Source organism: Micromonospora sp. DT68 (genome assembly GCF_049847245.1).
GTDB lineage: Bacteria > Actinomycetota > Actinomycetes > Mycobacteriales > Micromonosporaceae > Micromonospora > Micromonospora profundi.
The window spans coordinates 80,783-106,868 of sequence record NZ_JBNCNZ010000018.1 but is presented as its reverse complement, the minus strand read 5'-3'; the positions used below and the strand labels follow the sequence as shown (position 1 = coordinate 106,868).

The following is a 26,086-nucleotide window of genomic DNA, read 5'->3' as shown; positions in this document are numbered from 1 at the left end:
CCGGCCCCGGCCCCGGCCCCGGCCCCGTCGATCATGGAGTTGTGGTGCCCGTTGTGGGAACGAAAGCGGCGTTTGTCACCCACCACAACTCCATGATCGACGGGTACCAGCGAGGCAGCCCGGGGATCAGCGGGGTCAGCCCGAGGGCGGCCTGCGGTTAGGCCAAGGCTTCCCCTGCGGGGGCTGGGGTTTCTGCGTCTACCCGGTGGGCTCTCACCTTGTGGCCGACGCTTGTCAGGCAGCGGCCGGAGGGGAGGTCGAAGCGCCAGCCGTGCAGCTGGCAGGTGAGCTGGTCGCCCTCGACGATGCCGAACCGGGTCAGGTCGGCCTTCAGGTGCGGGCAGCGGCGCTGCACCACCCAGTCGCCCAACGTGATGTCCTCGGCGTCGGTGCTGCGCTCGTGCTCGTCGTACCAGCCCTCCGCGTACTGGAGCCGCTCCTCGGAGAGGCACTTGAAGAACGCGTAGACGAACTCGTTGTACTGGCCGATCCGGGCCGCCGAGAAGCGACAGGACAGGAACAGCGAGTTGACCCAGTCCACCTCGTCGATGAACAGCAGGTGCTCGATCAGCGCCCGCTCGGTCCGGAACCGGTAGCGGACCTTCTCGTCGGCGTACGGCCGGACCTCCTGGCCCGGGAAGTCCACCACGATGGATTCAACGGTCTCCCCGCCGGAGTCGTCGGTGCCCACCAGGTCGAAGCGCACCGGACCGCCGACCCCCTTGGCCAGGTAGATCGACTCTTCGAGCAGCGGCTCGATCCGGCTCTTCATCTGGCCGAGCACATCCACCTCGGGGTGCCGCCAGGACGCCTTCTCCGCCTCGATGATCGGGCGCTTGCGCTCCCGCATCTCCTCCAGGTGGGCGACCTTGTTCGCGAAGAACTCCTCGATCGGCACCGGGTGGGTGGTGGTCGCGCCGTCGGTGGTGACCTCCGCGACGCTGCCCGGCAGCAGCACGATCCCGTTGGTGCCGCCGACCTTCGCGTACTCCGAGAGGAAGACCGACTGGTCGGGGAAGATGTTGCCCTCGTCGCCGTGGATGTCGTTGAACTGCCACAGCGCGTCGTCGAGGAAGCACGGCGGCCCGGCGATCGGGAAGACGTGGTCGGCCTTCAGGTCGTCGATGTAGCGCCAGGTCCGGTCGAACTGCCGGTCCCGCTTCTGCTTGCCGAACGCGGTCTTCGCCGCCTGCGGCAACTCGTAGACCATCGGGTACCAGATCGCACCGGAGAACTGGAGCATGTGCGCGTGCACGTGCCCCAGCTCGGCGAACACGCTCAGGTCGGTGGGGCGGGCGTCGTTCTGGTTGAGCAGCCGCACCCCGTCGTACTCGACCCAGAGCGACGAGTCGCCGATCGGCCCGTCGGTCGGGCTGGTCAACGCCTGAATCATGATCTTCAGGCCGCCGGGAAGCTCCACCACCTGCTCGTTCGGCGCCTTCAGGAACTTGGTGAAGCCCAGCGCCCGGAACTCGTCCTCCATCTCCGAGGTGGGGAACTCGGGGAGCAGGACAGTGGCGTCCTTGGAGATGAAGTCCCGCAGGTGCTTCGCGTCGAAGTGGTCCCGGTGCAGGTGGGAGACGTACAGGTAGTCGACCTGCCCCAGCGTCTCCCAGTCGAGCAGGGAGTTGTCCGGGAAGGGGAACCAGGAGGCGAAGTAGGCCGGATTGACCCATGGGTCGCACAGGATGCTGCCCGCGGCAGTGTCGATCCGCATGCTGGCGTGCCCGGTTCCGGTCACTCGCACCGCACAGTCCCCCTCAAACAGACAATCAGGTGTACGACAAACGCTACCGGAGCGAGTCTGGCCTCCGCCCCGCGACGCCCGTAGTGCCATCAGGCCCAACTGGGCCGGGCCGGACGACCAGGAAACCCCCACCGCGTCGCCCCGGGCAGGAGGCGTGCCAGACTAACCAAAGATCCGATCGCGAGGGAAGGACCGACAGTGGCAGGAAGCGAGCCGGTAACGTCGCCAGACCAGCACAAGCCCGGGCACCGGAAGTCCGGGCGAATCGGCGCGGTGGTGACCGCGCTGGCGCTGCTGGCGATGATCTGCGGCAACCACGAGGGCAGGGTCGAAGACATCTGGCTGGTCGGCCTGGCCGCGCTGCTGCTGATCATCGTGATCGGCGACGCCGTGCTGCGGCGCAACGGCCTGCGTTCCTGACCCGACCGGCCGCCGGACGACCGGCTGACGACGCCGAGGGCCCGCCCCCACCCGGGGGACGGGCCCTCGTCCGTACGCGTCGTCGGCGTCAGCGGCCGAAGAGGATGTCCTGTACGTCCTTGAGTGCGGCGTCGACCTCGGCCTCGAAGTAGCCGCCGGGCACCAGGCCGAACCGGAGCGTGTCCAGATCCTTCGGGTTGACAGGCATCTGGTTGCGGCCCTGCATTCCGCCGAGCAGGGTCTCGAAGAACCGGTCCACCTGGTCCGGGTCGTACCCGCTGCCGAACCGGCGCACCTGGAAGCTGCGGCGGATCTGGTCGACCCGATACAGGTCGCTGCCGGGCGGGCCGGCCATCGGCGGGCCACCCATCGGCGGACCGGCAACGGCGGGCGGACCGGCCATCGGCGGACCACCGATGCCCTGCTGCGGCATCGGGGGCGGACCGGCCGGGCCACGACGCATGTCGCGCAGGTCCCGCTCGGGCATCCGGATCTCAGCGGTCATGTCGGCGCGACCGTGCCGGCCTGCCTCGAAGCCGTCGAAGCGCGCCGGCTCCTCCGGCGGGTAGCCGCCCGGGCCACGCGGGTCGTCCGGAGGACCGTAGCCACCCGGGCCACGCGGGTCATCGGGAGGGCCGTAGCCACCGGGCATCCGCTGGTCATCGGGAGGGCCGTAACCGCCCGGCATCCGCTGATCGTCGGGGCCGTAGCCACCGGGGCCGGCGGGCAGGCCACGAGGCGGGACGCCATGCCCACCCATCGGGCCACCCGGGCCCAGCTGACCGGGGCCACCCGGGCCGCGCGGCGCGTCGTACCCGCCCCGGGGGTTGTCGTAACCGCCGGCGAACGCGCCGGTGGGCTCGTCGTAGCGGCCGTAGCGATCGGCGGGCGGCCCGGCCTGCACCGGCGGCATCGGTCGGGGAGGCAGGGGCTGCATGCCGCGGTCGTCGCGCATCGGCGGACCCATCCGGTCCGGCGGGCCCATCCGGTCGGGCATCCGGGGGTCGGCACCGCGCCCGGCGCTGCTGCGCTCCTCCATCTCGGCCAACTGCCGCTCGACCCGGTCCAGGTGCAGGTCGACCTGCCACTCGTCGTAGCCGTTGAACCGGACCCGGAAGACGACGTCGTGGACCTCCTGGGAGGCCACCGGCGCGCCGACCTGACGGCCGTCGAGCGTCGCCTCGACCCGGTCGAGGAAGGCGTCAACCTCGTCGACCTTGTATCCCCGGCGGAGCGCCTTGCGCCGGAAACGCTGACCCTGACTCGCCACTATGTCTCCTGGTCTCGTTCGCCACGCCCGGTCACGCCGGTGCCTCTCCGGCGCGGTCGGTGAAGGTGTCGGTGTCCTCGGCGGCGGCGAGTTGGCCACACGCACCGTCGATCTCACGACCCCGGGTGTCCCGCACGGTGGTGGACACCCCGGCGTCGCGCAACCGGCGGACGAACTCCCGCTCGACCGGCTTCGAGCTCGCGTCCCAGCGGCTGCCCGGCGTCGGATTGAGCGGAATGAGGTTCACGTGCGCCAACTTGCCGGCCAGCAGCCGTCCGAGCAGGTCAGCTCGCCACGGCTGGTCGTTCACGTCCTTGATCATCGCGTACTCGATCGACACGCGGCGGCCCGTCCGGGCGGCGTAGTCCCACGCTGCGTCCAGCACCTCGGCTACCTTCCAGCGCTGGTTTACCGGCACGAGTTCGTCGCGCAGATCATCATCGGGGGCGTGCAACGACAACGCAAGGGTCACAGAGAGGTCTTCGCTGGCCAGTCGGCGGATGGCCGGAACCAGGCCGACAGTGGAAACGGTGATGTGCCGCTGCGACAGGCCCAGCCCCTCCGGAGCAGGGCTGACCAGGCGACGGATGGCCGCGATCACCCGGTTGTAGTTGGCCAGCGGCTCGCCCATGCCCATGAAGACGACATGCGAGAGCCGCGCCGGTGAGCCGACGACCGCGCCGGAGGCCGCCACACCCGCCAGGTAGACGGCCTGGTCGACGATCTCGGCCGTGGACAGGTTGCGGGTGAGCCCGGCCTGCCCGGTGGCACAGAACGGGCAGGCCATGCCACAACCCGCCTGGCTGGAGATGCAGACAGTGACCCGGTCCGGGTAGCCCATCAGCACGCTCTCCACCAACGCGCCGTCGTGCAGCCGCCAGAGCGCCTTGCGGGTCGCGCCGTCGTCACAGGCCAGCTCGCGGACCGGATTGAGCAGCGTGGGGAGCAGTTGGCCGGCGAGCCGTTCCCGGGTGGCGGCCGGCAGGTCGGTCATCTCCTGCGGGTCGCGGACCAGTCGCCCGAAGTAGTGGTTGGAGACCTGGCGGGCGCGGAACGCGGGTTCACCAAGCTCCGTGACCAGCGCCTGGCGGCCAGCCAGGTCCAGGTCAGCGAGGTGCTGGGGCGGCATGGAGGCCCGGCGTGCGGCGGAGGCATCCGAGAGGGCGGGGATCAGCGGCAGGCTTGTCATGGCTGGTCCAGTGTGTCACGCCTTCGGCCGTGCGCACCCGGCCGGAGGTCCCGAACCCGCCCCCGCGGACGTCTCGAGAAGGTCGGACCCCCGAGATACATGCCTCACCCCACCACCGGCACGAAGATCACCAGCAACAGGTACGCCGTCGGCAGCGCGAACAGGATCGAATCCAGCCGGTCCATCAGGCCGCCGTGACCGGGCAGCAGGTTGCTCATGTCCTTGACGCCGAGATCCCGCTTGATCATCGACTCGGCCAGGTCTCCGAGGACCGCCGCGACGGAGACAGCCACCCCGAACAGGGCACCCCACCAGGGGGCCACATCGAGCAGCACCCACAGCAGCACGGCGCTACCCAGCGCTGCCGCGGTGACCGAGCCGGCGAACCCCTCCCAGGACTTCTTCGGGCTGATCGACGGCGCCATCGGACGGCGGCCGAACGAGACGCCGGCCGCGTACCCACCGGTGTCGGACAGGACCACCGCCACCAACGTGACCAGGATGCGCAGCGGCCCGTCGTCGGGGGCCGCCGCCAGTAGCGCCGCGAACCCACCGAGGAACGGCACGTAGACGGCGATCAGGGTGGCCGCTGTGAGATCACGCTGGAAGCCCGCCGGACCGTCACCCAACCGCCAGATCATCGTGCCCAGGACGGTCACCAGCAGACCCAGGCTCAACGCGTCCGGGCCGGCGAACCACGCCAGGCCGATGGTCAGCACGCCACCGGCGATCAGCGGCACCAGCGGCGGGTGCGCGCCACTGCGCCGGACCGCCCGGGCCATCTCCCAGATGCCGACGGCGACAGCGGCGGCGACCACCACGAGGAACGCCAGAGGGTAGAAGACCAGCGGCACCACGATCAGCGCGCCGAGGCTGAGCCCGACACCGATGGCCGCTGGCAGGTTCCGGCCGGCACGCCCCGTACCCACCTGGTGGGTGGCCGGTCGGTCGACGCTGGCCCGCCGCCGGCCCTTCGGCCGCCGACCGGCCGGGGGCGTCGGCTCGGTCACCGGGTCCGGCCCGAGGTCTGCGCCGATCGGCGCGAGCTGGACTGTGGGAAAGCCTGCGTCATCGTCGTGGCGAACGGGCCCGTCGCCGTTCTCGTAACGGATCGGCCCGGCGCCGTTCTCGTGACGAACCGGGCCGTCGGGCGCCGGCGGGCGGTCGTCGGGGCGGGCGGGCCGATCACGCTCGGCGTACGGTTCTGCCAGGTGCGGCTGGGCGTCCGGACGGGTACGCGGCTCGGCGTACACCTCGGGGCCTGCTGCCGGACGGCTGTTCCACTGGCCTGCCTCAAGCTCAGGCTCGGGCCAGGGCAGGGCAACCCGGCGCTCCGGCCGGTCCCAGCCGGGAGGCTCACCTGTGTAGGGGTCGGGGCGGGACATCACGCACCGCGACGCGGCACGAGAACCACCACATGACGCAAGACCACAAGCATCCCCTACAAGCGCGATGTTCCTCCGACTTGACCGCCCCGACGGTCGGTCGATTCCCGGTGTTCACCGCCTGGTGGCCGGGAATCCTGACGAGCCTACTGCACACGTGGCCGGGGCGAAGCGGACGAGGGCCCCAGCCCGCTCCCCGCTTCCGCCGAGCGCCGCGACGCCGACATCGGCTCGGGTGCCTCGCTGTCGACGACCGCGCCACGTCGACAGTCGATCCGCCGATGCCTATCCGGTCGGCAGGTGAGGCTGGTCTTCCACCAGCCGTCGGTACGACACGAGGCCCGGCCCCGGGATCGGGTCGGGCCTCACGTCGACTGCGTACCCGGCGGCGGCCGGGGATGGTCCTCAGACCTCCAGCAGTTCGGTCTCCTTGTGCTTGACCAGGTCGTCGACGCTGGCCACGTAGCGCTGGGTCAGGTCGTCCAGCTCCTTCTCGGCGCGGCGACCGTCGTCCTCGCCGGCCTCGCCGTCCTTGACGATCCGGTCCAGCTCCTCCTTGCCACGGCGGCGGACGTTACGGATGGCCACCTTGGCCTCCTCGCCCTTGTGCCGGGCCACCTTGATCATGTCGCGGCGGCGCTCCTCGGTCATCTGCGGGAGCAGGATGCGCAGCTGGTTGCCCTCGTTGTTCGGGTTGACCCCGAGGTCCGAGTCGCGGATCGCCTTCTCCATCGCGTTGATCTGCGAGTTGTCGTACGGCTTGATGATGGCCATCCGCGGCTCGGGGATCGCGACGGACGCCATCTGGGTCAGCGGCGTCGGCGTGCCGTAGTAGTCAATGATGATCTTGGAGAACATGGCGGGGTTGGCGCGGCCGGTACGGATCGCGCCGAACTCCTCCTTGGCGTGCTCAACCGCACGCTCCATCTTCTCCTCGGCTTCAAGGAGGGTGTCGTCGATCACCGGTCTCCTCGCCTCCTTCTGTGCTCGTCGTGGGCTCTGCGGAAAGTCGTCAGGGCCACCGTTGCCGGTGCCCCGGAGGGGCGGGATCAGGCGGTGATCAAGGTGCCGATCTTCTCGCCACCCACCGCGCGGATGATTGTGTCGTCACCCTGCGCACCGAAGACCAGCATCGGCAGGCCGTTCTCCATGCAGAGGCTGAACGCCGCCGCGTCGGCCACCCGCAGGTTGCGTTGCAGCACCTCGGAGAAGGTGATCGAGTCGAACTTACTGGCGGTGGGGTCGACCCGCGGGTCGGCGGTGTAGACGCCGTCCACGCCGTTCTTGCTCATCAGCACCACGTCGGCCCGGATCTCCAGCGCCCGCTGGGCGGCCACCGTGTCGGTCGAGAAGTACGGCATGCCCGCGCCCGCACCGAAGATGACCACACGGCCCTTCTCCAGGTGCCGGATCGCCCGCAGCGGGATGTACGGCTCGGCGACCTGGGCCATCGTGATCGCGGTCTGGACCCGGGTCTCGATGCCCTCCTTCTCCAGGAAATCCTGAAGGGCGAGGCAGTTCATCACGGTGCCGAGCATGCCCATGTAGTCGGCGCGGGCCCTGTCCATCCCACGCTTCTGCAACTCCGCGCCACGGAAGAAGTTGCCGCCACCGACCACCACGGAGACCTGCACGCCTCGGCGGACCACTGTGGCGATCTGCCGGGCGATCGCCTGGACGACGTCCGGGTCGACGCCGATCGCCCCGCCGCCGAACACCTCACCGGACAGCTTCAGCACCACCCGGCGTGCCCGGCCGGGCGGCGGCGCCGTCGGATCGTCCACCGCCAGCGTCCGGTCACTCACAACCTGCGTCATCCGCCCCGCCTTCCCCCACGCGCACGCCCCGTGCGTCGCGTTACCGCGAACCTGCCGCTGCCGACCCTATGCGACGAGGAGGCCGCGGTGGCTATCACGTACACCGGCGGCCTCCTCGTCAACGTCTCCTGCCCACGGGCGCCCACGGCACCCGGTGGCGGCTCAGGCCTGGCCGACCTCGAACCGCACGAACTGGGTGACCTCGATGCCGGCCTCGGCCAGCATCTGCTTCACCGACTTCTTGTTGTCGGCAACCGACGCCTGCTCGATCAGGACGTAGTCCTTGAAGAACGAGTTCACCCGACCCTCGACGATCTTCGGCAGGGCAGCCTCGGGCTTGTTCTCCTCGCGGGCGGTCTGCTCGGCGATGCGCCGCTCAGCCTCGACGACGTCGGCCGGAACCTCGTCCCGGGTGAGGTACTTCGGCCGCATCGCGGCGATCTGCATCGCGACGCCACGGGCGTCGGCGTCGCCAGCCTCGTCGGTCTTGCCGGTGTACGCCACCAGCACGCCGACGGCCGGCGGCAGGTCCTGCGCCTTGCGGTGCAGGTAGACAGCCGTGGTGCCCTCGACCCGGGCGAACCGGTTGAGCACCAGCTTCTCGCCGATCTTGGCGGACTGCTCCTGGATCAGGTCCGCGACGACCTTGCCGTCGAGCTCGGTGGCGAGCAGCTCCTCGGCGGTGCTCACGCCGGCGCGCTCGCCGTGCTCGACGAGCTGCTGGGCCAGCGCGATGAACGACTCGGTCTTGGCGACGAAGTCGGTCTCGCAGTTGAGCTCCAGAAGCGCCTTGCCGGAGTGGGCGACCAGGCCGTTGGCGGCCGTACGGCCGGCCCGCTTGCCGACGTCCTTGGCGCCCTTGACGCGCAGGATCTCGATGGCCTTGTCGAAGTCGCCCTCGGCCTCGGTCAGCGCCTTCTTGCTGTCCATCATGCCGGCGCCGGTGAGGTCGCGGAGCTTCTTGACGTCCGCGGCGGTGATTTGGGACATGGCTCTCTCTTCGATGTTGAGACGGCGTGTGGATGGTCAGAGGTGCCGGTTACCCGGATCCGGGCGGTTCGTGCCCGGCGTACCGCCGCTGCCCCGCGTCTTCCGGAAAACGGACGGCGGGGCAGCGACGGTGCGATCACTCCGCGGTCGCGGTCGCCGGCTGCTCGGTGGCGGCCTGCGCCGGCTGCTCGGCCGGAGCGGCGGGCTGCTCGGCGGCGGCAGCGGCCGGCTGCTCGGCCGGGGCGGCCGACTCGTCGGCCTTCTTCGGCTCGAGAAGCTCGCGCTCCCACTCGGTCAGCGGCTCGTCGCTCGCGACACCCTCGGGCTTCTCGTCAGCGCCCCGACGACGGCCGGAACGCGCGATCAGACCGTCCGCGACGGCGGCGGCGACGACCTTGGTCAGCAGCTCGGCCGAGCGGATCGCGTCGTCGTTACCCGGAATCGGGAAGTCGACCTCGTCCGGGTCACAGTTGGTGTCCAGCACCGCGATCACCGGGATGCCCAGCTTGCGGGCCTCGTCGACGGCGATGTGCTCCTTCTTGGTGTCGACGATCCAGACCGCGGCCGGCAGCTTCTGCATGTCCCGCAGACCACCGAGGGTGCGGGTCAGCTTGATCTTCTCGCGGGAGAGCTGCAGGGTCTCCTTCTTGGTGTAACCGGCGGCGGTGCCGCTGAGGTCACCCAGGCCCTCCAGCTCCTTCATCCGCTGGAGCCGCTTGTACACGGTCTGGAAGTTGGTCAGCATGCCACCGAGCCAGCGGTGGTTGACGTACGGCTGACCGACCCGCGTCGCCTGCTCGGCGATGGCCTCCTGGGCCTGCTTCTTGGTGCCGACGAAGAGGATGCTGCCACCCTCGGCGACGGTCCCACGCACGAACTCGTACGCCTTCTCGATGTAGTCGAGGGTCTGGCGCAGGTCGATGATGTAGATGCCGTTGCGCTCGGTCATGATGAAGCGCTTCATCTTCGGGTTCCAGCGCCGGGTCTGGTGCCCGAAGTGGACACCGCTCTCCAGCAGCTGACGCATGGTCACGACGGCCATGGTTGGGGTACTCCTCAAGGTCCCTGGTTGTCACGCCCGGCCGGTGACCGGGCGTCCTGGCGCCTGGTCGCCGGCCCATGGTGGACCCGACCAAGATCGGGACCAGGGAGGCCGTCGCTCCGCGACGATTCGTGGAGAGGGCGCGCGAGGTCGACCGCGCAAGGCGGTCGCCAGTCGACCAGTGTACGCCCCTCCCCCGCCCCCCAACCTCCGGGTGCGAGCGCCGCCCCCAGCCCCAACCTCCGGGTGCACGCGCCGCCCCGGCCCCTTGATCGCGCTACTTCATGGAAATAGTGGCCTCCGCGTCGCCGGAGGCCACTATTTCCTGGTTCTTGGGGATCACCGGTCGCCCAGTTCCTGGTTGCGGGGGATCGGCCGGCCGCTCGGAGGTCGTCGAGCGCGCGGCGGGCCGGGCGGATCAGCCCGCGGCGAGTGCGGCGGCCACGAAGAGCACCAGGCCGACGGTCAGGTAGGCAGTCGGCGGGCGCAACCAGCCCCTGCCGCTGTCGGAGAGCGCCAAACCTCCGGTTCGCAGCCCGTACAGCCCGGTTGCGAAGATCGGCAGCCCGGCGACCAGGGCGATACCCACCACCACGTTGCCGGCGTCCACGGGATCGCCTGTGACGCCCGCCAGCAGCACCCGCACCGCGGGAACCTCGAAGATCAACACCAGCAGGGCGAAGAGTACGGCCAGGGCCGGGCGGCGGGTGCGATACACGCCATCGGTGGCCGGCGGATACGTGGGCGGCTCGACTGCGGGCAGGTCCGGGCGGGGGCCGATCCCCGGCATCGGTCCGGTCGGCATCTCCAGCGGGTGCGGCTGCTCACCGCCCCGGTTCGGTTCGACGATCGGGTACCCGCCGAACGGTGCGGGACGGGCATTGTCGGCGAGCGCGGCGACCGGCGGATCCGCAGCGGGCGTCACCTGTGCGCCCTCGTCGGTGCCCGCCGCCAGCGGGGAACCCGTCCCGGTCGACTCCCGGGCGACCCGACGTCCGGGTAGCTCGCCGGAGACCTCCGAAGGGTCCCGGGCAGCCCGGCGCCCGGGCAGCTCACCGGAGACCTCGGAAGGGTCCCGGCTCGCCCGACGTCCGGGCAACTCACCGGAGACCTCGGAAGGATCCCGGGCAGCCCGGCGCCCGGGCAACTCACCGGAGACCTCCGAGGGGTCCCGGTCCGCCCGCCATGACCGGCTGGCCCGGTAACCGTCCGGATCCGGCCGGGTCTCACCCAGCGGATCGACCGATGCGGTACGCCCGGAATCGGCCTCGATCGCGCCGAACCGCCCGGGTTGGGCGTCGACGGCACCGAAGCGTCCCGAGTCTGGCTCGGTCGAGGCGAACCGGGCGTTCTCCACAGCACCGAAGCGGCCGGAGTCCGGCTCGGTCGAGGCGAAACGCGCGATATTCACCGCGCCGAAACGGCCGGAGTCCGGCTCGGTCGTGCCGAACCGCGCGGCATCCACAGCGCCGAAACGCCCGGAGTCCGGCTCGCCGACCCGGTCCGGTACGGCAGCGAATCGACCAGACTCGCTCTCGCCGAGGCTGTCCTTCTCGGCGCCCCGCTGCTCGGGAACGTTGTCGTCCCGGTACCGCGGCTCACCCGTGCCACGCCAGTCCGACTCGCCGTAGGCGCGACCGCGCTCGTCGGAATACCAGCGCGGCTCCTGGTCTTCGGGAAAACTCCGTCGTCCGTCCACGTCCGGCACCGTATTCGACCGGCTGCGTCGACGCCATTCCAGGCCGGCGCGTTGAGTGGTCGCCCACCTCACCTGGGCACCTGCACCGCATCGAGGTTCGCCTAGCACACCGCAGGCATGATCGTTCGGCTGTCCACAGGACACCCGTTGTCCACAGGCGCGGGCATTCGGGGTCGCGGCGGTCGGGTCCGGGCAGGCACCGTGCCGCCCATGACGAAGCGGAACCAGGCGGTCGGCGCGTACGGCGAACGGTGCGCCGCCCGACACCTGACCGAGGCGGGGTTGCGGCCCATCGCCCGGAACTGGCGCTGTCCCGACGGGGAGATCGACATCATCGCCTGGGACGGGCCGGTCCTCGCCTTCTGCGAGGTGAAGACCCGCCGGGGCGACGCCTTCGGCACCCCGGCGGAGGCGGTCGTGCCGGCCAAGGCCCGCCGGCTGCGCGGACTCGCCGCGCGCTGGCTGGCCGAGACCGGTACGACAGCCGACGAGGTGCGGTTCGACGTTCTCTCGGTGCGGCTGCCCGACACCGGCGCGGCCCAGGTCGACCACCTCAAGGGTGCGTTCTGAGATGCGCGCCGTCCGGGGCCGGGCCGGCGGTGACGTGCCGTGAGCTACGCGAAGGTGCTGTGCGTGGGGCTGGTCGGGGTCACCGGCCACCTCGTCGAGGTCGAGGCCGACCTGGCCGCCGGACTACCGGCGGTGGTGATCTCCGGGCTGCCGGACACCGCTCTGCACGAGGCCCGGGACCGGGTCCGCGCCGCTGTGGTCAACTCCGGCCAGCGCTGGCCCAACCGGCGGATCACGCTGAACCTGCTGCCGGCCACGCTGCCGAAGTTCGGCTCGGCGTTCGACCTGGCCATCGCCGCCGCGCTGCTGGGCGGTTCCGGCGAACTGCCGCTGCTTCCCCTGGAGGGGGTGGTGGTCCTCGGGGAGCTGGGGCTGGACGGGACGGTCCGACCGGTGCGTGGAGTCCTGCCGATGGTCGCGGCAGCAGCCAAGGCCGGTGTCGGCCGGGTGATCGTCCCCGTCGGCAACGCCACCGAGGCAGCGGTCATCCCCGGCGTACGGGTGCGGGCCGTGGACACACTGCACCGGCTGGTCGCCTTCGTCCGCGACGGCAGCCCTCTGATCGACCCCCCGGCGGCCATCCCGGCACCGAGCACCGGCGGCCCGGATCTCGCCGACGTCGCCGGGCAGCAGATGGGTCGGCGCGCGCTTGAGGTAGCCGCCGCAGGCGGGCACCACGTGGCGCTGCTCGGCCCGCCGGGAGCCGGCAAGACGATGCTCGCCGAACGACTGCCGTCGATCCTTCCCGAGTTGGAGGACGACGAGGCGCTGGAGGTGACGGCGCTGCACTCGGTCGCCGGGCTGCTGCCACCGGGCGGCCGGCTGCTGCGCCGCCCACCGTTCCAGGCCCCGCACCACACCGCCACGGTCCCGTCCCTGGTCGGCGGTGGTTCGGGGTTGGCCCGTCCCGGGGCGGTGTCGCTCGCCCACCGGGGGGTGCTGTTTCTGGACGAAGCTCCCGAATTCAGCAAGGGCGCCCTGGAGGCGCTGCGGCAGCCGCTGGAGAGCGGCCAGGTGCAGTTGAGCCGCAGCGGAGGCGGCACCGTCTACCCGGCCCGGACCCAGCTGGTGTTGGCGGCCAATCCTTGCCCGTGCGCGAAACCGGCAGGCGACGCGTACTGCGAATGCTCGCCGCTGGCCCGTCGCCGCTACCTGGGTCGGCTCTCCGGGCCGCTGCTCGACCGCATCGACGTGCAGGTGCGGCTCATGCCGTTGCGGGCCGCGGAGCTGATGGCGGCCGAGGGCGACGCCGAGTCCTCGGCGACGGTCGCCGCCCGGGTGGCGGCGGCCCGGCAGGCGGCGGCCAAACGCTGGGCCGTCCTCGGGCGGCGGCTCAACGCCGAGGTGGAAGGCCCGCACCTGCGCCGGCCGCCGTGGCGGTTGCCGGCGCAGGCCACCACCGAGCTACGCAAACGGCTCGACTCCGGCTCGCTGTCGGCGCGTGGCTTCGACCGGGTGATCCGGATGGCGTGGACGATCGCGGATCTGGACGGCCGGGAGCGGCCGGACCGCGATGACGTACGGGAGGCGATTCAACTACGGACGGGGGAGCACGCATGAGCGGCACCGATGAGGAGCGCAGGCTGGCCCGGGTGGCACTGACCTGGCTTGCCGAACCAGGCACCCGGGCCGTGTACCACCTGGTCGACCGACTGGGCCCGGTGGCGGCGCTGGACCTGCTGCTCGACGGCGGCAGTCCGGACGCCCAGCTGAACAGCACTGTGGCGGCCCGATCGGCGGCCGGCGACGCGCGGGCGGTGGCTGCCGAAGCCCTCGCCCGGGCCGACCGGCTCGGCGCCCGGCTGGTCACCCCCGACGACGACGAGTGGCCTGCCCGGGTAGCCGGGCTGGCCACCCTGCGCCTACCGGACGCCGGCCGCCGGGTGGACGTCGAGACCGCCCCACCACTCTGCTTCTGGGTACGCGGGGGTTGGCCGCTCGGCGAAGCGCTGGACCGCTCGGTGGCAGTGGTCGGGGCACGGGCCGCCACCGGTTACGGGCAGCACGTCGCCACCGAGTTGGGGTACGGGCTGGCCGAGCGGGACTGGACTGTCGTCTCCGGTGGGGCGTTCGGCATCGACGCGGCCGCCCACCGGGGCGCCCTCAACGCCGGCGGTGTGACAGTGGCGGTGCTGGCCTGCGGGGTGGACCGGCCGTACCCGGTCGGCAACACCGCGCTCTTCGACCGGATCGCCGACACCGGCCTGTTGGTCAGCGAGTGGCCGCCCGGCGCCGAGCCGCTGCGGCCCCGGTTCCTGATCCGCAACCGGGTCATCGCCGGAGGCACCGTCGGCACCGTTGTGGTCGAGGCGTCGGCGCGCAGCGGCGCAACGCAGACCGCGCGACGGGCCATCTACACCGGCCGGGTGGCGATGGTGGTCCCCGGGCCGGTGACCTCGGCGATGTCCGTCGGCGCGCACGAACTGCTCCGCGAGCAGCCGAAGGCGCGGCTGGTCACCGGCGTGGCACACGTCCTGGAGGAGGTGGGCCGGATCGGCGCCGACCTCGCCCCGCTCGCCCGAGGTCCGCAGCGGCCCGCCGACACCCTCGACGACGACGCGCGGTCCCTGTTGGAGGCGCTGCCCCGCCGAGGCGTACGGGGTGTGGACGCCCTCGCTGCCCGCGCCGGTGTCGACCTGCGAACCGCGTTGCGCAAACTGTCGCTGTTGGAGGAGTTGGCCCTCGTGGTGCGCCGCGAGGAGGGCTACGCCCTCGCCCCACCCGCCAACCCGAAGCGCGGGACGCGGGCACCAACGGAGACGGAAGCCCTCAGGTCGTCCTAGGTCCCCTGTCCACGGCCCAGAACACCTACCATCGCCGGCATGGCAACGCGGCTCGTACAGATCAACATGAAGGCTCGGGACCACTCCGCGCTCGGCGCATTCTGGGCGGCGGCGCTGGGCTGGGAGATGTCCAGCGAGGGACCCGGCGTGACAAACCTCGAACCGGCGGGCTTCGTCTATCCCGATCCCACGGCCGTCTGCATCGACCTCGTCGGCTACCCCGAGGTCAAGACGGTGAAGAACCGTGTGCACGTCGACCTCGCCACCGATTCGGCGGCCCAACACGCGGAGTTGGTCACGCGCCTGATGGACCTCGGCGCGACACCCGCCGACGTAGGCCAGGGTGACGTCCCCTGGACGGTCCTTGCCGATCCGGAGGGCAACGAGTTCTGCGTGCTGGACTGGCGCGACCCGATCCGGGACACCGGACCGATCGCCACTGTCGTGGTCGACTGCGCCGACCCGCGGGCGATGGCCGAGTTCTGGGGCAAGGCCACGGACTGGACCGTGCACAAGGTGACCGACCACAACGCCGTGCTGCGGTCCGCAAAGGACGTCGGCCCGTATCTGCAGTTCCTCCGCACGCCTGACGTGAAGACCGGCTGGAACCGCGTCCACCTCGACGTCCGCCCGTACCCGGATGACGACGTGGAAACCGAGGCGGCCAGATTGCGCGCTCTCGGGGCCACAGTCATCGACCTGGGCCCGGACGTCCCGTGGACGGTCCTCGCCGATCCGGAAGGCAACGAGTTCTGCCTCCTCTCCCCAGCCTGATACCGACCCTCGTCAGCCACGCAGGACGCCACAACGGTCCGGCTCGACCGTAGGCTGGCCCCGTGTGCGCAGTCACTGAGGACGCCCGGCCCGAGCGACGGGCCCGCGTGACCGCGGGATCGGCACGGCCGTGCCAGTCGGCGCAGTCGGCTCGGTCGGTGCGGTCAGTGCGGTCGGTGCGGCCGCGATGAGCCGGACCGACCGGGGCAGCCGGGCCATGCACCAGGCTCTACCACCGCCGCTGCGCGACGCCGTCGACGACTTCGCCGAGCACCTGTCCCGGGTGCGTAACCGTTCGGCGCACACCGTCCGCGCGTACGTCACGGATCTCGTCTCGCTGCTCGACCACGCCGTACGGATGGGGTGCGTCGACCTGGCCGAGCTGGACCTGTCCGTGCTGCGCAGCTGGTTGGCGCGGCAGCGAACCACAGGCGCGGCCCGCACCTCGTTGGCGCGGCGGGCCGCTTCGGCGCGGGCGTTCAGCGCATGGGCGCACCGGGCCGGGCTACTCCCCTCCGACGTGGGTGCCGCACTGGCCAGCCCTCGCGCGCACCGGGAGCTGCCCACCGTCCTGCGCGCCGACCAGGCCGCCGCCCTGGTCGAGGCGCCGGCCCGACCGGCGCCGCCGGCAGCCGGGCCACCATCGGATCCGACAGAAACCGCGGCGGCCGAGGCGGTGCCGCTGCGCGACCGGGTTCTGCTGGAACTGCTCTACGCCACCGGCGTGCGGATCAGTGAGGCCTGCGGCCTGGACATCGGGGATGTCGACCACGGACGTCGGGTGATCCGGGTGTTCGGCAAGGGCGGACGGGAGCGGTCGGTGCCGTACGGGGTGCCGGCGCAGCGTGCCCTGGACGACTGGCTGCGCCGGGGCCGCCCGGCACTTGTCGGCGACCACTCGGGTGACGCGCTGCTGCTCGGCGCGCGGGGTGGACGGCTCAACCCCACCACGGCGCGGCAGGTCGTCGGCGCGTACGCCGAAGCAGCCGGCCTCCCCCGGACCAGCCCGCACGGCCTGCGTCACTCCGCAGCCACCCACCTGCTGGAGGGCGGTGCGGACCTGCGTGCCGTGCAGGAGTTGCTCGGCCACTCGTCGCTTGCCAGCACCCAGATCTACACGCACGTCTCGGTGGAGCGGCTGCGCGCCGCGTACCGGCAGGCGCACCCCCGCGCCTGATCAACGGGCAGAGGACGAAAGACCCCGGCGGTTACGATCATCAAGTGAGCGTCCCGCAGCCTCCTGAGCCGATCCCGGGCGCCCGCCTGCTCTTCTCCCTGGACCCGGCGGTCAGCCACCTCAACCACGGCTCGTTCGGCGCCGTACCGATCGCCGTGCAGCGAGCCCAGCAGCGGTTGCGCGACGAGATGGAGTCCAACCCGCTGCGGTTCTTCACCCAGGGGCTCGTCGACCGGATCGCGCACACCCGCCGGCACCTCGCCGGGTTCCTGGGTGCCGACCCCGACGGCAGCGCCCTTGTGGGCAACACGACCACAGGCGTCGCCGTGGTGCTCCAGTCGGTGGGCCTGCAACCCGGTGACGAGGTGGTCAGCACCGATCACGGGTACGGGGCGGTGAGCCTTGGCATCCAGCGCGAGTGCCGGCGCACCGGTGCGGTCAGCAGGGTCCTGCAGATCCCGTTGGACGCCACTGACGAGCAGATCGTGCAGACAATCCGCGCCGGCCTGCGCCCGGGACGTACCCGGCTGCTCGTCGTCGACCAGCTCACCTCGGCCACGGCCAAGCTCTTCCCGACCGCCGCCATCGTCGGGGTTGCCCGCGAACATGGCGTGCCGGTCCTGGTGGACGCCGCGCACGCCCCGGGCATGCTGGCGACAACTGTGGCCAGCATCGGCGCAGACTTCTGGGCCGGCAACATGCACAAGTGGGCGTACGCCCCACGGGGGACCGCAGTACTGGCTGTGGCACCCCAGTGGCGGGACCGGATCGAGCCGCTAGTGGTCTCCTGGGAGCAGGATTCGGGCTTTCCGGCCCGGGTCGAGTGGCAGGCGACTCTCGACTACACCTCCTGGTTGGCAGCCCCGGCTGGTCTGTTCACGATGCGCAGTCTCGGCGTGGACCGGGTACGGGCGCACAATGCCGCGCTCGCCGCGTACGGCCAGCGGGTGGTGGGGGACGCTCTGGGAGTGCGCCCCGCCGACCTGCCCGAGCCCGGCGGGCCGGGGGTGTCCCTGCGCCTCATTCCGCTGCCGGCCGGCACGGCAACCACCATCGACGCGGCGCGGGCGTTGCAGACGCGGATCAGCGAACGCCTCGCCACCGAGGTGGCGGTGATGAGCTGGAGCAACAGGGGGTGGCTGCGGCTCACCGGCCAGGTCTACAACACGGCCGACGAGTACGAGCGGCTGGCCGTGCGCCTGCCGGCCCTGCTCGCCCAACGCTGACCCGCTCTACCCACCAGGCACCACCCCGTTAAGCCGGGCACCACCCCGTGAGACCGGGCACTACCCCGTGAGACCGGGCACTACCCCGTGAAATAGGCGGCGCTCTCCGGATCTGCCGGGTAGTAGGACTCGATAGCGATCTCGTCGATAGCGATGTCCATCGGGGTGCCGAATGTGGTGATGGTCGAGAACAGCCGCAGCTCTCGTCCGCCGATCCGGAGGATCATCGGGATGACCACGTCGGCGTCGACGTGTTGGCCCGACGGATCCTCGGGCAGCGGGTTCAGCAGTTCTTCGTAGAGTGCGGCGAGTTCCGCGTCGGGAGCGGCGGCGAGTTGGCGCGAGATCCGGCTGCGGAACACCGCACGCACGTCTGCCAGGTTGACGACCAGGGGCGCGAGCCCGCGCGGGTCCAGGCCCAGCCGAACGAGGTTCACCGGGGGCCGCAACAGATCCGGAGCGACGTGCGCGAAGAACGGGTCGACCGCGCGGTTGGTCATCACGATGTTCCACCTGCGGTCGAAGACCAGCGCCGGATAAGGCTCGTGCGCCTGGAGGACCCTGCGGACCGCGTCGAGGGCAGCCGACAGGGCGGTGTCGTCGAGCGGACGCTCCGCGTACCGGGGCGCGAAGCCTGCGGCGAGCAGAAGCCGGTTGCGGTCACGCAGCGGCACGTGGAGCTGATCGGCAAGCCGGAGGATCATGGCCGCGCTCGGCGTGGACTTACCGGTCTCGACCAGGCTGACGTGACGAGCCGAGACGTCCGCGGCGATCGCCAGGTCGAGTTGGCTGATCCCCCGGCGCCGCCGCCACTGCCGCAGGAGTTCCCCGACCGTATACACGATCATGAGCGTACTCATCGTCGCGCCGGATGCCATGAAGTGCGAGTTCATCGACAGTCGGACGGGCCGGGGAAACACTTGGGCCCATGACCACCGAGAACAAGAGCATCGTCAAGCGTGCGTTGGCGGGGCTGGTCGAGACGGGCGACGTCGACACGCTCGCCTCGTTCCTCAGCGACGACTTCGTCCACCACCGGCCGGATTCGACCTCGACCAGGGCGGAATGGCTCGCCGCTGTCCACGCCGCGTTGGGCCCGACCGCCGGCATGCAGGTCGACATCCTTCACCTGCTGGCCGACGGTGACCACGTGGTTGTGCACTCGCGACGCCGGCTACCCGACGGCGGATCGGAGATCGTGGTCGTCGACGTCCTCCGTATCGCCGACGGGTCCATCGCAGAGGCCTGGGAGATCATCGAGCCGGTGGCCCACGCTGCCGCCAATGTGACGTGGTGGGAGTCCGCTCCGCGCTGACCGGGGGCGGCCAGCCCAGGACGCTGGTGTGCCCGGCTGCCCGGAACGGCAGGTTGGATAACAGCGCCGAGCGGAAGCAGCCGCACCCGGCCGAGGCCGAGCAGTGCCAGCGGGTCCAGATATTCCGTGCCCCGGCGCAACCCCCAGTGCAGGCACGCTGCGGCTGGGCAACCCAGGTGCCCGGGGAGCAGCTCACCCAGAGGCGCACCGGCGGCGACCGGCTGGCCGGGGCGTACGGCCGGTTGGACCGGTTCGTAGGTGCTCCGCAGCCCGTCGGCATGCCCCACGGTGATCACCGGGCGGCCGGCCACCATACCGGCGAAGAGCACGGTGCCCGAACCGGCGCTGCGGACCACCGCTTTGGCCGGGGCGGCCAGATCGACACCTCGATGTCCGGGAAGCCACGGCCGGGGCGGCGGATCGAAGCGACGCACCGGACGAGGTGGCCCGTCGACAGGCCAACGGAACCGTTGAGGGCCGGTGTCCACCGAGGCCGCCATCGCCACCGCGAGCGGCACGGCAGGCGCCGGTGATTGGCCGGGCACCGCCGCTACCAGCACGGCCAGCCCGCAGAGCTGGGCGGTCAGCGCGAGCGGCAACGCGGTGCAGAGCAGGGCGATGCGGCGGATCGAGCCGACGCACGGGGCGGATGGCTGTCGCATGACGGCAGCCTGCGGTTGAGGCTGGGTGATCCGCCAGCCCGGCCGACCGATCTGTGGACGACGGGAGCACCTGTGGACGACCACCCGACGACGTCGATGATCTGCTATGTCCGGGTTGGTGGACGCTGCCCACGTCGTCGGGGGGGCCTAGGCTGGGCCGCGTGCGGCGGGTGCCGCCGTACGGACCGGGGAGGCCGCATGACCACTGTCGATGACCGGACGCCGACGGTGGCCGACGTGAGTGACCCGTCCCGACTCGCCGAGCCGGACGAGGCGATCAGTGCCGAGGAGTTGCAGCTTGCCACGCGCAACCACGGCATCCCGCTGGAGGCGCTGCGCTACGACGTCACGCCGGCCGGGCTGCACTACCTGCTGATCCACTACGACATCCCGGACGTGGATCCTGCCGATCACGTGCTGACCGTCGGTGGCGCGGTGGACCGGCCGTTGGCCGTCACCCTGGCGGAGCTACGCGAGCGGCCCCGGGTCACGCACCAGGTCACCCTGGAGTGCGCCGGTAACGGTCGGGCGCTGTTGCATCCCCGGCCGGTGAGCCAGCCCTGGCTGGTCGAGGCGGTCGGCAACGCCGAGTGGACCGGGACACCGCTGGCGCCGCTGCTGCGCGAGGCGGGTCTCGGGCCGGACGCTGTGGACGTGGTATTCACCGGCGCGGATCACGGTGTCGAGCGTGGGGTGGAGCAGGACTACCAGCGGGGCCTGCCGGTCGCCGACGCGCTGCGCGAGGAGGTGCTGCTGGCGTACGAGATGAACGGCTCTCCCCTGCTGCCGCAGCACGGCGCGCCGCTGCGGCTCATCGTGCCGGGCTGGTACGGCATGGCGCACGTGAAGTGGCTACGGTCGGTCGAGGTCCGGACGGAGCCGTTCGAGGGCTACCAGAACGCGGTGGCCTACCGGGTGCGCCGCGACGCCGACGACCCGGGCGTGCCTGTCACCCGGATCGAGCCTCGCGCGCTGGTGCGCCCGCCTGGTTTCCCCGACTTCATGTCGCGGCGCCGGGTGGTGCGGCCGGGACCGTGCACCCTGGACGGTCGGGCCTGGTCGGGGCACGCGCCTGTGGTGTCGGTGGAGGTGACTGTCGACGGCGGGGCGACCTGGGTGCCGGCCGAGCTGGACCCGGCAGCGGGCGGGGAATTCGCCTGGCGGCGGTGGCGGCACGAGTGGACGGCGACGCCGGGCCGGTACGTGCTCAGCGCACGGGCTACCGACGCGTCGGGGCGTACCCAGCCGGTCGAGCAGCCGTGGAACCGTGGCGGTTTCGCCAACAACCTGGTGCAGCGCGTCGAGGTCGTGGTGCCGGCCGAGTGACCGGCTAAGACTGCGCCACGGGTGGGGGCCCGTGGTGCGGCCGAGTGGGTCAGCCCCCGAAGCCGGAGTCGGCAGGCAGCGAGATGTCGGGCTTCTCCAACTCTTCGACGTTGACGTCCTTGAACGTCATCACCCGGACGTTCTTGACGAAGCGGGCAGGACGGTACATGTCCCACACCCAGGCGTCGTGCATCTCGACCTCGAAGTAGACCTCGCCGTCGGAGTTACGCACGTGCAGGTCGACCTGGTTCGCCAGGTAGAACCGGCGCTCCGTCTCCACCACGTAGGAGAACTGGCGGACAATGTCGCGGTACTCCCGGTAGAGCTGCAGCTCCATCTCGGTCTCGTACTTTTCGAGATCTTCCGCGCTCATCGCACTCCGCCTTCCATGGCCACATCTTCCCCCACCGGCGCCGGAGGCCGAGGCTGCTCGCCCAACGCCACGCCGACGGTACCCCCTGACGCCCAGGAGCGCCCCATCGGCTCGTCCGAGGCCGGGCCCACGGGCCGCCGAGCGCGCGGCGGCCGACCGTCGCGGCCGGAGACGGCTGCGACATTGACGTACGAGAACCTGTGCTCGCGGCACGGCCCGTGCTCCCGCAGCGCCGCGCTGTGCTCCGGGGTGATGTAGCCCTTGTGCTCGGCGAAACCGTACGCCGGGAACACCTCGTCCATCTCCACCATGATCCGATCTCGGGTGACCTTCGCGAGCACGCTTGCCGCCGCCACGCACGCCGCCACCCGGTCGCCCTTCCACACTGCCAGCCCCGGTACGCCCAGGCCGTCCACGCCGAAGCCGTCGGTCAGGACGTACTCGGGTCGGGTGGTGAGCGAGGCCAGCGCCCGACGCATCGCCGCCAGGTTGCACACGTGCAGCCCTCTGGCGTCGACCTCCTCGGCCGGGATGATCACCACGGCGTACGCCAGCGCACGGTCCACTACCTCGGCGTACACCCGTTCCCGGCTGGCGGGGGTGAGCAGCTTGGAATCGGCAAGCCCGTCGATCTCGCCACGCCGGCCCTCGGGCAGCACCGCCGCGGCGGCGACAAGCGGGCCGGCGCACGCTCCCCGCCCGGCCTCGTCGGCGCCGGCCACCTGCCGGAAGCCGCGCCTCTGCAGGGCCCGCTCCAGGGCGTACAGGCCGGCCTCGCGGCGCACGACGGTCCGCGGCGGTGTCAGCACGACGCCTCCCCCCGGCCTGCTCCGGCAGTCGGTTGCAGCAGGCGACTCAGCAGAGCGGGCAACTCGGCCGGGTAGTACCGCTCGTCGCTGGCCGCCAACTCGGCCGGCGGCCACCAGCGGTGCTCGGCGATGCTGCGCCGCTCGACGTCGTCGAAGCCCGCGGTGTCCACCTGCCACGACGACACCCGGTGCAGGAAGAAGTCCTGATGTTGGCGGTACCAGGTGCCGTCGAACGGGAACTCGATGTCGTCGGACCAGACCGGCTCGCCCAGGTCGGACGGGGTCAGCCGCAGGCCGGTCTCCTCGGCCAACTCCCGGGCCGCGCCGGCCGCCGGCGACTCCTCCGGGGCCAGCCCGCCACCGGGGGTGAACCAGTAGTCGTGCCCCTGGCGGGCCGGGTCGAAGCCGTGGAAGAGCAGCACCCGGCCGGCCGCGTCGACGAGCAGCACGCGGGCCGCGCGTCGAAGGGTGTAGGCGGTCACCGCACCAGACTGCCAGACCGGCGACCGATCGCCCACGCCCGGTGTCGGTTACGGCTTGGGGATGCCGTCGTACTGATCCGGCACTGTCAACCAGGTGGCCCTGTTGACCGGCCAGAACACAGTGAACGCCCGACCGACCACGTCATCCTCGGGGATGGTGGCCTCCGTGATGTCCTGCCCGGACTGCTGCCAGTGCTCCAGCGAGTCACCCGAGGCCGACCGGTGGTCGCCCATCACCCACAGCCGCCCCTTCGGCACTGTGATGTCGAACTCCTGGTCGGCCGGCTTGTCGCGGACCCCCTCCATCGAGAAGATGTACGGCTCGTCGAGCGGCTTGCCGTTGATCACCAGTCGTTCCTGGGGGTCGCAGCAGACCACGTGGTCGCCGCCGACGCCGATCACCCGCTTGATGAAGTCCTCACCGTCGGGGTTGCCGCTCCACGCCGTGGGGGCCTTGAACACGACGACCTCACCGCGGTGCGGTGACCGGAAGTCGTAGACCAGTTTGTTGACCAGCACCCGGTCATCGATCTTGAGTGTGTTCTCCATGGACGGGGAGGGGATGAAGAAGGTCTGCAGCACGAAGGCGCGGACCAGCACCGCGACCAGGATCGCCACACCCAGCAGGATCGGCAGTTCCTTCCAGAAGGAGCTGCGCGGCTTGTCGGTCTGCTCGTCAATCACGCCAAGGAGCCTACGTTGCCGGACCGGACGTCACCGTCCGGAACGCGCGGGAACGCCCCAGCGCGGCCACCAGCGGGAGAATCAGCACCACACCACCCTGTTGCGTGGGACGGACCGGAGGCGCCTGCGTGGAGGCGACGGTCGGCCCGGACACGTCGTCGAACGTCGACGGCACCGGCAGAGCGCTCCAGCGCGACGACGGCCACACCACCATGAAGGCACGGCCGACGACGTTGTCGATCGGCACCGGGCCCTGGCAGCGCGCGTCCTGGGAGACCAGCCGATGGTCACCCATCACGAAGATCTGACCCGGCGGTACGACCACCTCGTCGAAGCGCCGCGAGCGGCACTCCCCCGGGTTGGGTGGCAGATCCAGCGGGGAGTCCCGCACCACGTACGGCTCGTCCAGCGGGGTGCCGTTGACGGTGACCCGGCCCTGGCTGTCGCAGCACTTGACCCGGTCGCCGGGCAGGCCGATGACCCGCTTGATGAAGTCCTTCTCGCCGGGGCGGCTCACCCCGACCAGGTCGCCGACCGTACGGGCGATCTTTCCGGTGAAGCCCGGGTCGGGCTGCTCGTCGACCTGCGGCGCCCAGCGGTCGGTGCCCCGGAACACGACGACCTCACCGCGCACCGGGTCACGCGTGTCGTAGACGACCTTGTTGACAAGCACCCGGTCGCCGATGAGGAGGGTGTCCTCCATCGACCCGGACGGGATGAAGAACGCCTGGAGCAGGAACGTGCGGATCAGCACCGCGAGGCAGAACGCGACCACAAGCAGCAGTGGAAGCTCCTGCCACAGGGGCATCTGACGGCGGCTGCGGCGGGCCCGCCTGCGCCACGGATCGACGGCGCCGTCCTCGTCAAGCGTCTGCACCACGCCACTCCCCGGTCCACAGAAACACAACCGCCCGTGGAGCCTCGACGAGGCTCCCGGGCGGTTGTGGACGGCTGCCCGCCACGAAGGCGGGGCCGCCGCCTGACTGCGCCCGTACGACCAGGGTAGTGCGGTCCGGTCGGTACGGCATACGCGCAGTTCAGGCGGCGTGGCGAGCGGAGGTCAGCTGGGCTGCTTCTCGCGCTTCTCCTTGATCTTGGCCTTCTTGCCGCGCAGCTCGCGCAGGTAGTAGAGCTTGGCGCGACGCACGGCACCGCGGGTCACGACCTCGATCCGGTCGATGCCCGGACCGTTGATCGGGTAGGTCCGCTCGACGCCGACACCGAAGCTGATCTTCCGGACCGAGAAGGTCTCGCGCAGACCGTCACCCTGGCGGCGAATCACGACGCCCTGGAAGATCTGGACACGGGACCGGTTGCCCTCGACGACCCGCGCGTGCACCTTGACGGTGTCACCGGCACGGAAGTCGGGAAGGTCGGTCCGCTTCGACTGGGCGTCAAGGGCGTCCAGGATGTTCATCGCTGCGTCCTCGTAAGGCTCACGGCGCACCGTCACTCGGTGCGCGGGTGGGTGATTCTGAACCCCGGGTGGCGGTCGGCGGGCCGATCCCGGTCGGGGCTCCTCGCAGCCGTCCACGGGCGCGGACGGATGCGGCAACCCCCCTACTTTGCCACATCTCCCGGCGGCAGCTGAAATCCGGCCCGATCCAGGGCCGCGATGTCCCGTTTGTCGAGCTGGTCGGCGGGCAACGCCGCGAGCAGATCCGGACGCTGGGCGGCGGTACGCAGCAACGCCTCCTCGCGCCGCCAGCGGGCGATCCGGCCGTGGTCGCCGGAGCGGAGCACCTCCGGGACGTCGTGGCCCCGCCAACTCGCCGGCTTCGTGTAGATCGGCGCCTCCAGCAGCCCGTGCGCGTGCGACTCCTCGTCGAGCGAGCCGGCGTTGCCCAGCACCCCCGGCAGCAGCCGGGTGACCGCCTCCAGGACGACAAGCACCGCCACCTCGCCGCCGAAGAGCACGTAGTCGCCGAGCGAGACCTCGGTGACCGGCATCCGGGTCGCGGCGTGCGTCAACACCCGCTGGTCGATCCCCTCGTACCGCCCGCATGCGAAGAGCAGGTGCGACTCGGCGGCCAGCTCGTACGCCATCGCCTGGGTGAACGGCACCCCTGCCGGCGAGGGCACCAGCAGCCGGGGCGGCGGGGCATCGGCGGGCGCGAGCGCGTCCAGCGCCGCACCCCACGGCTCGGGACGCATCACCATTCCCGGCCCGCCACCGTAGGGGGTGTCGTCGACTGTGCGGTGCACGTCGTGGGTCCAGGTCCGCAGGTCGTGCACGGCGATCTGGAGTACGCCGTTGGCACGGGCCCGCCCGATCAGCGACAGGTCCAGCGGGGCGAAGTATTCGGGAAAGATCGACACGACGTCGACGCGCATGCGGGGTGGCCC

At 71.2% G+C, this 26,086-nt stretch carries 27 protein-coding genes and 1 pseudogene; 10 read left to right on the top strand and 18 right to left on the bottom strand.

The features are described 5' to 3' along the window. Positions 1-157: 157 nt before the first annotated feature. A complete protein-coding gene (locus ACPXB1_RS26130) occupies positions 158-1,747 on the bottom strand; it encodes a Rieske 2Fe-2S domain-containing protein (RefSeq protein WP_425735908.1) in 1,590 nt (529 codons plus the stop codon). A gap of 198 nt (positions 1,748-1,945) precedes the next feature. Between ACPXB1_RS26130 and ACPXB1_RS26125 the strand changes: the two genes are divergently transcribed. Beyond that, positions 1,946-2,167, top strand: a complete 222-nt coding sequence (locus ACPXB1_RS26125) for a DUF2631 domain-containing protein (RefSeq protein WP_082377176.1) — start codon at positions 1,946-1,948, stop codon at positions 2,165-2,167. A gap of 88 nt (positions 2,168-2,255) precedes the next feature. On the opposite strand, the gene ACPXB1_RS26120 is transcribed toward ACPXB1_RS26125, so the two are convergent. The 8 genes from ACPXB1_RS26120 to ACPXB1_RS26085 form a co-directional block, all read right to left on the bottom strand. Next, positions 2,256-3,437, bottom strand: a complete 1,182-nt coding sequence (locus tag ACPXB1_RS26120) for a DivIVA domain-containing protein (RefSeq protein ID WP_355593749.1) — start codon at positions 3,435-3,437, stop codon at positions 2,256-2,258. Positions 3,438-3,468: 31 nt separating this feature from the next. After that, entirely contained in the window at positions 3,469-4,626 is a 1,158-nt protein-coding gene (gene rlmN / locus ACPXB1_RS26115; protein WP_355593747.1) for a 23S rRNA (adenine(2503)-C(2))-methyltransferase RlmN, read from the bottom strand. 104 nt (positions 4,627-4,730) lie between these two features. After that, a complete protein-coding gene (locus tag ACPXB1_RS26110; RefSeq protein ID WP_425735907.1) occupies positions 4,731-6,011 on the bottom strand; it encodes a phosphatidate cytidylyltransferase in 1,281 nt (426 codons plus the stop codon). Between the two features lie 405 nt (positions 6,012-6,416). Next, positions 6,417-6,974, bottom strand: coding sequence for a ribosome recycling factor (gene frr, locus ACPXB1_RS26105; RefSeq protein ID WP_053652467.1), 558 nt, complete (start codon positions 6,972-6,974; stop codon positions 6,417-6,419). Between the two features lie 86 nt (positions 6,975-7,060). After that, on the bottom strand, positions 7,061-7,828 hold the full coding sequence (gene pyrH, locus ACPXB1_RS26100) for a UMP kinase (RefSeq protein WP_355593743.1): 768 nt from the start codon (positions 7,826-7,828) through the stop codon (positions 7,061-7,063). A gap of 162 nt (positions 7,829-7,990) precedes the next feature. Beyond that, positions 7,991-8,818 carry a translation elongation factor Ts gene (gene tsf / locus ACPXB1_RS26095; RefSeq protein ID WP_355593741.1) on the bottom strand — a complete coding sequence of 276 codons (828 nt, stop codon included), beginning with the start codon at positions 8,816-8,818 and terminating at the stop codon, positions 7,991-7,993. A gap of 136 nt (positions 8,819-8,954) precedes the next feature. Beyond that, positions 8,955-9,860 (bottom strand): 30S ribosomal protein S2, encoded by a 906-nt coding sequence (gene rpsB / locus ACPXB1_RS26090; protein ID WP_355593739.1) that lies wholly within the window; start codon positions 9,858-9,860, stop codon positions 8,955-8,957. A gap of 418 nt (positions 9,861-10,278) precedes the next feature. Further along, entirely contained in the window at positions 10,279-11,559 is a 1,281-nt protein-coding gene (locus ACPXB1_RS26085; RefSeq protein WP_425735906.1) for a hypothetical protein, read from the bottom strand. A 210-nt stretch (positions 11,560-11,769) separates the two neighbouring features. On the opposite strand from ACPXB1_RS26085, the gene ACPXB1_RS26080 reads away from it, so the two are divergent. The 6 genes from ACPXB1_RS26080 to ACPXB1_RS26055 all read left to right on the top strand — a co-directional run bounded on the left by ACPXB1_RS26080 (position 11,770) and on the right by ACPXB1_RS26055 (position 18,089). Further along, the gene (locus ACPXB1_RS26080) at positions 11,770-12,129 is read left to right on the top strand and encodes a YraN family protein (RefSeq protein ID WP_355593735.1); all 360 of its coding nucleotides are present in this window, start codon (positions 11,770-11,772) and stop codon (positions 12,127-12,129) included. A 39-nt stretch (positions 12,130-12,168) separates the two neighbouring features. Beyond that, positions 12,169-13,689, top strand: coding sequence for a YifB family Mg chelatase-like AAA ATPase (locus tag ACPXB1_RS26075; RefSeq protein WP_355593733.1), 1,521 nt, complete (start codon positions 12,169-12,171; stop codon positions 13,687-13,689). Next, positions 13,686-14,912 (top strand): DNA-processing protein DprA, encoded by a 1,227-nt coding sequence (gene dprA / locus ACPXB1_RS26070; protein ID WP_425735905.1) that lies wholly within the window; start codon positions 13,686-13,688, stop codon positions 14,910-14,912. The genes ACPXB1_RS26075 and dprA overlap by 4 nt, the downstream gene beginning before the upstream one ends. Positions 14,913-14,951: 39 nt before the next feature. Then, positions 14,952-15,686 (top strand): VOC family protein, encoded by a 735-nt coding sequence (locus ACPXB1_RS26065; RefSeq protein WP_425735904.1) that lies wholly within the window; start codon positions 14,952-14,954, stop codon positions 15,684-15,686. A 187-nt stretch (positions 15,687-15,873) separates the two neighbouring features. Beyond that, the gene (locus ACPXB1_RS26060) at positions 15,874-16,863 is read left to right on the top strand and encodes a tyrosine recombinase XerC (protein WP_355593727.1); all 990 of its coding nucleotides are present in this window, start codon (positions 15,874-15,876) and stop codon (positions 16,861-16,863) included. A gap of 44 nt (positions 16,864-16,907) precedes the next feature. Beyond that, positions 16,908-18,089 carry an aminotransferase class V-fold PLP-dependent enzyme gene (locus ACPXB1_RS26055; protein WP_355593725.1) on the top strand — a complete coding sequence of 394 codons (1,182 nt, stop codon included), beginning with the start codon at positions 16,908-16,910 and terminating at the stop codon, positions 18,087-18,089. 80 nt (positions 18,090-18,169) lie between these two features. Here ACPXB1_RS26055 and ACPXB1_RS26050 read toward each other — a convergent pair whose 3' ends face one another. Further along, a complete protein-coding gene (locus tag ACPXB1_RS26050) occupies positions 18,170-18,937 on the bottom strand; it encodes a helix-turn-helix domain-containing protein (RefSeq protein ID WP_425735903.1) in 768 nt (255 codons plus the stop codon). An 80-nt stretch (positions 18,938-19,017) separates the two neighbouring features. Here ACPXB1_RS26050 and ACPXB1_RS26045 point away from each other — a divergent pair, with 80 nt between their 5' ends. Beyond that, positions 19,018-19,404, top strand: coding sequence for a nuclear transport factor 2 family protein (locus ACPXB1_RS26045; protein ID WP_425735902.1), 387 nt, complete (start codon positions 19,018-19,020; stop codon positions 19,402-19,404). 68 nt (positions 19,405-19,472) lie between these two features. Here ACPXB1_RS26045 and ACPXB1_RS26040 read toward each other — a convergent pair. Further along, positions 19,473-19,949 (bottom strand): annotated as a pseudogene (locus ACPXB1_RS26040) (murein hydrolase activator EnvC family protein); the annotation flags it as partial. On the opposite strand from ACPXB1_RS26040, the gene ACPXB1_RS26035 reads away from it, so the two are divergent. Then, positions 19,885-20,085, top strand: coding sequence for a hypothetical protein (locus ACPXB1_RS26035; RefSeq protein WP_425735913.1), 201 nt, complete (start codon positions 19,885-19,887; stop codon positions 20,083-20,085). The pseudogene ACPXB1_RS26040 and the gene ACPXB1_RS26035 overlap by 65 nt on opposite strands. Positions 20,086-20,264: 179 nt before the next feature. Continuing rightward, positions 20,265-21,392: a sulfite oxidase gene (locus ACPXB1_RS26030; protein ID WP_425735901.1), complete on the top strand. Its 1,128-nt coding sequence runs from the start codon at positions 20,265-20,267 to the stop codon at positions 21,390-21,392. A gap of 49 nt (positions 21,393-21,441) precedes the next feature. On the opposite strand, the gene ACPXB1_RS26025 is transcribed toward ACPXB1_RS26030, so the two are convergent. The 7 genes from ACPXB1_RS26025 to trmD all read right to left on the bottom strand — a co-directional run bounded on the left by ACPXB1_RS26025 (position 21,442) and on the right by trmD (position 26,074). Next, entirely contained in the window at positions 21,442-21,765 is a 324-nt protein-coding gene (locus ACPXB1_RS26025) for a DUF2469 domain-containing protein (RefSeq protein ID WP_007075222.1), read from the bottom strand. Continuing rightward, positions 21,762-22,574, bottom strand: a complete 813-nt coding sequence (locus ACPXB1_RS26020; protein WP_355593717.1) for a ribonuclease HII — start codon at positions 22,572-22,574, stop codon at positions 21,762-21,764. The genes ACPXB1_RS26025 and ACPXB1_RS26020 overlap by 4 nt, the downstream gene beginning before the upstream one ends. Continuing rightward, complete coding sequence (locus ACPXB1_RS26015) at positions 22,568-23,056, bottom strand: NUDIX hydrolase (RefSeq protein ID WP_355593715.1); 489 nt, start codon at positions 23,054-23,056, stop codon at positions 22,568-22,570. Before ACPXB1_RS26015 ends, ACPXB1_RS26020 begins: the two co-directional genes overlap by 7 nt. A gap of 48 nt (positions 23,057-23,104) precedes the next feature. Next, positions 23,105-23,740, bottom strand: a complete 636-nt coding sequence (gene lepB, locus ACPXB1_RS26010) for a signal peptidase I (protein ID WP_355593713.1) — start codon at positions 23,738-23,740, stop codon at positions 23,105-23,107. Between the two features lie 10 nt (positions 23,741-23,750). Next, complete coding sequence (gene lepB / locus ACPXB1_RS26005; RefSeq protein WP_355593711.1) at positions 23,751-24,620, bottom strand: signal peptidase I; 870 nt, start codon at positions 24,618-24,620, stop codon at positions 23,751-23,753. A 180-nt stretch (positions 24,621-24,800) separates the two neighbouring features. Beyond that, positions 24,801-25,157: a 50S ribosomal protein L19 gene (gene rplS, locus ACPXB1_RS26000; RefSeq protein ID WP_053652452.1), complete on the bottom strand. Its 357-nt coding sequence runs from the start codon at positions 25,155-25,157 to the stop codon at positions 24,801-24,803. A gap of 143 nt (positions 25,158-25,300) precedes the next feature. Beyond that, on the bottom strand, positions 25,301-26,074 hold the full coding sequence (gene trmD / locus ACPXB1_RS25995; RefSeq protein WP_425735900.1) for a tRNA (guanosine(37)-N1)-methyltransferase TrmD: 774 nt from the start codon (positions 26,072-26,074) through the stop codon (positions 25,301-25,303). Between the last annotated feature and the right edge of the window lie 12 nt (positions 26,075-26,086).